Below are 6311 nucleotides of genomic sequence, written 5' to 3' on the forward strand. Positions count from 1 at the left end.
AGTATATTACCCCAAAAAACATAAAAAATAAAGAAATAATGTTACATTAATTTTTCCTGGTAGATTTTCAAAGAACATCAATCTTATAAGGTTTTTGATGCCCTATGTCAGGAGATCTGGAGTTAAGAGTTCGGAGTTCGGAGAGCACTATTTTCATGTTTTGTGGTGCCCCTCCACCATAGAACGAAATTTTAAATAGCTTTGGTTAGGTTTTCCCTGAACCGATTTTCGATAACGGCCAATACCTCTTCCGGAGAAATGGCTTTCAGACAAAGGTTGTCCCGGCAACCTTGATTAAGACAACGAGGTTCTTGACAGACCTCTTCTTTCCTGTAGAGATAGGTGCTGTCAGGAACCTGATAAGGCCCGATCCGCGAGGGGCTATCTGCACCGATCAGGGCCAGGGTCGGTATCCCCAGGGCCAGGGCCATATGCAGGAGGCCGCTGTCGTTAGCCACAAAGAGTTGACATTTTTTCATCAGGGCGGCAACCTCCAACAGGTCATATTGGCCATGGGCCAGCAAGACATCTTCTCCAAGACTTTGAGCAATGGAACGGGAAACGGGTGCCTCCTTTGGGGAGGAAAAGATGACCAATCGTGCCTGGTACCGACTTATTAATTCCTGTGCCAACGATGCGAAATATTTGGCCGGCCACCATTTGTAAGACCCCGAGCCTGTGGGATGGAAACCGATTAAAGGCCGTAAGTTTCCTTTCCATTTACTATCCAGTACCCGGTCCGCCTTCTCTTCCCAATCCGGCGCCAAATACAAATCCATCTTCTTGTTATGCGTATCCGCACCGAGAACCCTGACAAAATCCAGTCTTCTTTCTATGGCATGCCGGTTATCATCGGTGTTGGTGACTTTATCAGACAAAAATTCGGCGAACCGACTGGTGCCCGGCCCGATGATATGGGGTGACCGGGTGGCCCAGGCCAAAGGCAGCGCCTCGGGGTCGTTGCTGTGCAAAATAACCACCAGATCATAATGCCCATCCCTGAGATCTCGAATCAGTTTAAAGATGCCTTTTCTTTTCCCTTGGTAGAGCAGGAGGTGGTTTATATATGGATTTTCCCGTAAGAGGCATTGATTCCGGGCATGACAAAGGACATGCACTTCCTTATCTGGAAAGGTTTCTTTGACGGCCCGGATGGCCGGAGTAGAAAGCATAGTATCTCCGATGGCCGTGGTCGTCATCAGGAGAATCCGATGAATACCTTTCACCGCTGAAAGGTCAAGTGGAAGCAGGGGCCTTTTCCGGGCCTGAACGTTTAGAAAAATTTGTATGCTTTTTTCAAGAAACCAATTACCCATTGTAACTTCTCATTCCCCAAATGATATCACGAAGCATGAAAAATAAATCTAAAAAAGGCTATGGGCGATGGGCAAGGTTAAACAGGTATATGGGTTTTTATTCGCCTATAGCCTATAGCCTCGTGCCTATAGCCCGAATTTTTCTATTTTCGAACTAAATCTATGAGAGGAAAAGCGAATCATATAATTCTTCCAGCTTTCCGGCGATCTTAGGCCACGAAAAGTGCTCCAGCATAACCCGTCTTCCATTTTCTCCCAGTTCTCGGGCTTGGGCCGGATTTGTCAAAAGGTGAAGGATTTTGTCGGCTAATTCCCCGCTGTTTTCCTTTTCTTTCATTAGAAACCCGGTTTTTTGATCCATCAGAATCTCCGGAATACCCCCCTGGGAGGTCCCGATTAAAGGAAGACCGCAGGAGGAGGCCTCTAAGAAGACCATGCCCAGGGCCTCTTCCAGTTGCGAAGGGGCGACAAAGATATCCCCCAGCAGATAGATCCGGGGCATATCCTGGGGCGGAGTAAAACCAATCTGTAAAATTCGATCCTGAAAGGGCTTGATTTCCTGCTGAAGCCGGTCATAAAATTCCGTTTTCTTATCCGCCCTTTTATAACCAAACCCCGTCCCTCCGGCCAGAACCAGATGGGCCATGGGCTCCTGGGCAAAAACCTGCTTCATGGCGGATACAAGGACCCCGACTCCCTTGGATTCCCTTATTTTCCCCGCATAGAGAATGACTTTTTTCTCCTCCAGGCCGTATGATCTCCGAACGGTTGATGCTTCCCTTTCCTTTTCCCAGGCAGGCCGAAAGGCCTCGGTATCGACTCCATTGTAGACTACGGCCTGTTGCCGGGAGCCGCGGACCATCCGGTCTTTTTCCTGCTCCAAAAGAAACCGGCTGCAGGCCAGGGTCAGGTCGGCCTGGACTTCAAATTCCCCATGGGGCTTTTCAAAGCGTCCTAAATAATTATAGAGATTGTGCATATGGAACACCACCTTTTTCCTCGGAAAACGTTCCTTGAAGAAAGGGGCCAGGAGGGGGCGGTTGTGGACATGGATGATGTCCGGATCAAGTTTAATCAGGGCCTGAGCGATCTTTTGTTCGTAATCCGGAAGATAGACCTTAAACCAGCCATAGAGGATTTTTTTGACCGGGTTCACCTGGAAACGAAAATATTGGAGATCCTTTTGGGTTTCCCTGGCTGGAAGGTCCGGGTCAGCCGGAGAAAAAATTATGGGCCTGTATCGGATCATGGCCCTGGAGACCTTTTCAATGAATAATTCGGTAGCCCCTCCGCGGATGGGGGGGATCGGGTAGAGTTCCGGCCCGATCATGGCTACTTTCTTCATTTATCTGCCCAGACCTTTTTGCAGTAAGGTTTTCAAATAGAGCCCTTGCAGCAACTCCATATGGTTTTCTTGAGAAAAGGATTGTCGCACCTTATCCCGGCCCAGTTGGGCCATGGCCTGATATTTTTCCCGGTGGCGAAGGGCATCCTCAATGGCCGCAGCCAGACTCGGGGCATCTGCGGGGGGGATTAAAAACCCATCCCGTCCGGAGGTGATGACCTCTCCTGCCCCCCCCACCCTGGTTGCAATGACCGGCACCCCGGCGGCCATGGCCTCCAGGATAGCCATACTGAAGCCTTCCCAAAGGGAAGGAAGAAGGAAAAGGTCCAAAGCCAAGAGGATCGGGATAATCGGTTTCCGGGTCCCCAGGAAAAGGACCTGAGTGGATAGCCCTCTCCTTTTTGACTCCTCCTCCAGCACGGAACGCAGCTTTCCGTCTCCAATGATCAAAACCTTAAGGGAGGGTAGAAGATCCGGTCTCAAAGACAGGGCCTCTAAAAGATATTGGTGGCCTTTTTGTTCCTCCAGGCGGGCCACCACTCCAATCACAAACTCCCCGGGTTTAATCCCCAATTTTGAACGCCATTCCTCCCGTTCCAAAGGCTGGTCCAATCGGGAGGGATCAATCCCATTATGGATCACTTCAATTTTTTCCGGATTAATGCGGTCGTATCGAACCACACTGGCTTTAACGGCCTCAGAAACGGCGATGATCTGATCGGTGATACAGGCCAGTGCCCGATTGATCAAATGATGTTTGGTCCGTCTTTTTATATAAATATTATGGACCGTGTGGACGATCCCGGGAACCCTTGCCATTCGAGCGGCGATCCGGCCATATTTTCCGCCGTCATAGAGGTGGGTATGAACAATGGATATCTTTTTCTGTAAAATTATTTCCTTGATTTCCCGGATGATCCCAAAGTCAAACCGATTATTTTTCATACGATGCAGGGGAATAACCGGGATACCCATCTGTTCGATCTGCTCCCCCACCGGTCCTTTTTCAGAAATCACGCAGACCATCGGCGAAAAAAGATCTTTATCCAGCCCCTGTAATTCAGTGACCAGGACCTGTTCCGCCCCCCCGACCGGTAAGGCGGCAAAGACGTAGAGGATCTTGATCTTATCTTCCATGAGACCTTCGAGCTTTCTTCCACTCCTGCCAAAGGATGTCCCAGTGATAAAATCGGGTGAGGTAATACTTGAATTTCCAGGCCGGGGTCAGGCCATTGACTTTGACGCATCGTAATTTAAATAAATCCTGCCGGCTGTGGGTGTTATCGGTATGGACCGTGCGGGCGGCCCTGAATCCCAAGTTTTTTACAATGGTGATGATTTGTTCATTGAAAGTCCCATAGGGATAAGCAAAGGAATAAACCGGCCTCTGGAGCAATTCCTCCAGATCCCTTTTCCCCGACCCCACTTCGTCTTCGGCTTCCTGTTGGCTGATGGAAAGCAAATTTTTATGGGTCCGGGTATGCCCCCCGAATGAAAAACCATCCTTTGACATGGTTAAAATGTTTTCCCGGGTCATGAGCCGGCTGACATTTTCCTGGCTGCCCTCCCAATGGCTTTCCTCCCCGATGAACCCGGAAACCACAAAGGTGGTGGCCGTAAAACCGGCTTTTTTTAAAATCGGATAGGCCATGGTAAAAGTATCCAGATAACCGTCGTCAAAAGAAATGATGATCGGCCTGGAAGGCAGGGGATGTCCTTGTTGAAAGGTGCCAGCCAAGTCCTCAAACCCGATACTTTGATACCTTTTCCGGCGCAAATAATCGACCTGGGATTGGAAAACCATTGGAGAAACCCCTTGCTTCAAGGGGATTCCTTCGGCCACCCGATGGTAGTAAAGGATGGGAACCCGGATTTGGTCGGACATTTTTTTAAAGCCTTAAGAGAGGCTTCTGACAAAAGCCCCCGATTATTAATTTTTTTTATTTGGGAGTATATTGATAAGGGGGCGGCCTGTCAAGGCAGTTACGACAATTTGTGTTGGGATTGTCGAACCCTGGCTGAAGGCATTGAAGTCTGTATATTCAGAATAACTATTCAAATATATTATGTTTTTATTGATCTTATTTCGAGCCTGCCCAAAAGAATAAGGTTTCGGATCGACAAAATTGTCGAAACAGATAAAACCTAAAAATAAATTTAAAAATAAATAAATTAGTTAATACAAACAGTTAATACAATATTGCCTCTTTGGCACGAGTTTTGAAATACTAAAGAGCCAAGAACAAATCTCTCACAGGAGGAAAGAAAAATGGCAAGGAAAAAAATTAAAATTTGGATGGTTGGATTGGCCCTGGTGGCTATGGCCGGTGTGGCTGTGGCTGCTGGTCCGGGATATGGTTTTGGGAGAAACGCCAATTGTGCTGGCGGGTATAACCAATTAAACCTGACCCCGGAACAGAAAACGAAGTTAACGGAACTGAAAGAAAAGCAATGGAAGGACACCGTTTCTTTGCGCAATGAAATGCAGACCAAGCGCCTGGAACTGCGGACCCTCTGGACGGCCCCGAGCCCGGATAAGGACAAGATCCTGGTCAAGCAAAAGGAGTTGAATGAATTGCGAGACCGGCTCCAGGCCAAGGCAACGGATTTTCGCATCGAAGCCCGAAAGGTCCTAACCCCGGAACAGGCTGCTCAGGTCGGCACCTTCGGCCCTGGCATGGGCATGGGTGGCGGCATGATGGGCATGGGTAAACATAGAATGGGGCGTTCAGGTCCTTGCGGCGGGCCGGGTCAGGGATTTGGCCCGGGCGGCGGCGGGTTCGGTCCCGGTTTTGGTCCAGGTGGTTCCCGTTTATAATCTCTAACCTTCTACTCCCTCTCCCTCCAAGAGGTCCGGCAGCTGTGCCGGACCTCTTTTTTTTATCTTTCCGGTTCCCAGCGGTATTCCATATACTGGGCGGTCGCTATGGCCTTTTCTTCCCCGAGGAGTCTGGCCACCACATACAAAGACATGTCAATCCCGGCTGAAATTCCGGCAGAGACAATCACCCGGCCGTTGTCGATGAATCTTTTACTGCTGTCAATCATTGTCCGGGGTGCATTTTCCTTTAAAAGTTCGATGGCCATATAGTGGGTAGTAGCGGTCAATCCGTCCAGCAGGCCGGCCCTGGCCAGGAGTAAAGACCCGGTGCAAACCGAAAGGACCAATTCCGCTTTTTGTGAACGGTCTTTGATCCAATCCATCAAGACCGGATTATGGATCTCCTTTCGAGTCCCCAACCCTCCGGGAACCAACAGGATATCCGGGTCCGGGCAGTCTTTGAAGGTATAATGGGGGTTGATGCTCAACCGATTTCTGGCCAGGACCGGTCCGGTTTTTTCGGCTATTGTGAAAACCTGAAAAAATTGGGTATTGGCTGCCACATTGACTACCGAAAAAACTTCAAAAGGTCCGCAAAAATCCAGAACTTCCACATCATCAAATAGCAAAATCCCCACCTTTTTGATTTGTTCCATGGGACTCCTCCTTAGTTACTTAAAATAAAATTCTACGCAAAATGGATAGAATTTTTATATCAGTTTAGCTTTTTGAAAAAACGTCGACAACCTCTCCGTCATTCCGGTGAAAACCGGAATCCAGGTTCTTTTCGTCTCAGCATAACACCTGGATTCCGGTTTTCACCGGAATG

Annotated in this window: 6 protein-coding genes; 1 reads left to right on the plus strand and 5 read right to left on the minus strand. The window is 48.8% G+C overall.

The window, feature by feature from the left end; all coding sequences use genetic code 11:
* Nucleotides 1-191: 191 nt before the first annotated feature.
* The 4 genes from HY879_11645 to HY879_11660 all read right to left on the minus strand — a co-directional run bounded on the left by HY879_11645 (nucleotide 192) and on the right by HY879_11660 (nucleotide 4546).
* Complete coding sequence (locus tag HY879_11645) at nucleotides 192-1316, minus strand: glycosyltransferase family 9 protein (protein MBI5603999.1); 1125 nt, start codon at nucleotides 1314-1316, stop codon at nucleotides 192-194.
* 160 nt (nucleotides 1317-1476) lie between these two features.
* A complete protein-coding gene (locus HY879_11650; protein MBI5604000.1) occupies nucleotides 1477-2661 on the minus strand; it encodes a glycosyltransferase family 4 protein in 1185 nt (394 codons plus the stop codon).
* Nucleotides 2662-3798, minus strand: a complete 1137-nt coding sequence (locus HY879_11655; protein MBI5604001.1) for a glycosyltransferase — start codon at nucleotides 3796-3798, stop codon at nucleotides 2662-2664.
* Nucleotides 3788-4546: a polysaccharide deacetylase family protein gene (locus tag HY879_11660; GenBank protein MBI5604002.1), complete on the minus strand. Its 759-nt coding sequence runs from the start codon at nucleotides 4544-4546 to the stop codon at nucleotides 3788-3790. Before HY879_11660 ends, HY879_11655 begins: the two co-directional genes overlap by 11 nt.
* A 384-nt stretch (nucleotides 4547-4930) precedes the next feature.
* Between HY879_11660 and HY879_11665 the strand changes: the two genes are divergently transcribed.
* Entirely contained in the window at nucleotides 4931-5479 is a 549-nt protein-coding gene (locus tag HY879_11665) for a Spy/CpxP family protein refolding chaperone (GenBank protein ID MBI5604003.1), read from the plus strand.
* Nucleotides 5480-5541: 62 nt separating this feature from the next.
* Here the strand turns inward: HY879_11665 and HY879_11670 are convergent, their stop codons facing one another.
* Entirely contained in the window at nucleotides 5542-6138 is a 597-nt protein-coding gene (locus HY879_11670) for a DJ-1/PfpI family protein (protein MBI5604004.1), read from the minus strand.
* Between the last annotated feature and the right edge of the window lie 173 nt (nucleotides 6139-6311).

It is taken from the genome of Deltaproteobacteria bacterium (assembly GCA_016219225.1).
Lineage (GTDB): Bacteria > Desulfobacterota > RBG-13-43-22 > RBG-13-43-22 > RBG-13-43-22 > RBG-13-43-22.